Origin of the sequence: Nostoc sp. PCC 9305 (genome assembly GCF_963920915.1) — a bacterium.
Taxonomy (GTDB): domain Bacteria; phylum Cyanobacteriota; class Cyanobacteriia; order Cyanobacteriales; family Nostocaceae; genus Nostoc.
In genome coordinates, this window is the sequence record NZ_CAWUDN010000263.1 from 1 (window position 1) to 1,033 (window position 1,033).

Here is a 1,033-nt window from a genome sequence, read left to right on the forward strand (position 1 = left end):
TATAGCGATTATCAGTCTTCTGAAGTACAGTAGCAGCAGTGAGTAAACCAACCCACTAAATTTTCTATCGTCACTTCTGCAAATGCCGCATCTAATGCCTTGAGTAAATCAGGATATGTCCTTGCACCGATGCGACGGAGAATGTTCTTAATCTTCGACCAACAGTTCTCAATGGGTGAAAAATCGGGGGAGTAGGGGGGGAGATAAATGAGGCTAGCTCCAGCAGCGATGATTAAAGCTTCAAGTTCATCACTTTTATGGATCGAGCAGTTATCCATGATCACGACTGCACCAGTCCAAAGTCGGGGTACTAGCTTTTGAGCGATGAAAGCATCAAAGGTCAAGGTATCGATAGAACCTAAAGCACTCCAGTGGGTGAGCAGTCCTTTTAAGCTAATAGCACCAATCACCGAGACATTTCTCCCTTTGCGATTTGGCTTTGGAGCATAGGCCCGTTCCCCTGATAAAGCGCGGGCACATTTGCGAATGAAGGACAAATTAACCCCCGATTCATCTAAGAAAATCAGATTTTCCACGGGTATGCCCCTCAAGAGTTTCCAGTACTCAAATCGGGCCAATTGGACTTCCGAGGTGCCTTTTTTCGTGGGGTGGAGACTTTTTTTTGAGGTTTAGGTTGAGTTGAAAGCGAACCATCCGATTCACTGTGGCCACCCCAATTAACACCTCTGTTTTCTCATAAAGTCGTTCCCGCAATTCGCTTAACGTCGCATCGGGCTGTGCTGTGACCAGTTGGCGCAGGATTTCTAGCTGTTCGGCATTCAATTTTGTTGGCGTCTGCTCAGTCCGCACCTTGGGGCTGATCGTGCCCAATTCACGATCGCGTTTGAGTAAATTTTGGACAAAACTTAAGGTGACGCCAAAGTTTTTCGCCAGTTTTCGTTGGGAAATGTCACCGCAGGCATAAGCATCAACAATTTTCTGACGCAAGTCGAGAGAGTAAGCTTTCATTGCCACCAGTTATCAGTAAAATTGCTCTTTCCTATTGTACTGGACTAGACTAATAACCGCTATA

Annotated in this window: 2 protein-coding genes; both read right to left on the reverse strand. The window is 45.9% G+C overall.

Annotated features, from left to right (window positions below; genetic code table 11):
* Window positions 1-11: 11 nt before the first annotated feature.
* Entirely contained in the window at window positions 12-536 is a 525-nt protein-coding gene (locus ACM0OX_RS35685) for an IS630 family transposase (RefSeq protein WP_414519939.1), read from the reverse strand.
* A gap of 28 nt (window positions 537-564) precedes the next feature.
* Window positions 565-969 carry a helix-turn-helix domain-containing protein gene (locus ACM0OX_RS35690; protein WP_414519941.1) on the reverse strand — a complete coding sequence of 135 codons (405 nt, stop codon included), beginning with the start codon at window positions 967-969 and terminating at the stop codon, window positions 565-567.
* Window positions 970-1,033 lie beyond the last annotated feature (64 nt).

Bases quoted from the DNA above. Each gene is read 5' to 3' on its own strand.
- ACM0OX_RS35690 (WP_414519941.1), bottom strand. From the start codon at position 969: ATGAAAGCTTACTCTCTCGACTTGCGTCAGAAAATTGTTGATGCTTAT.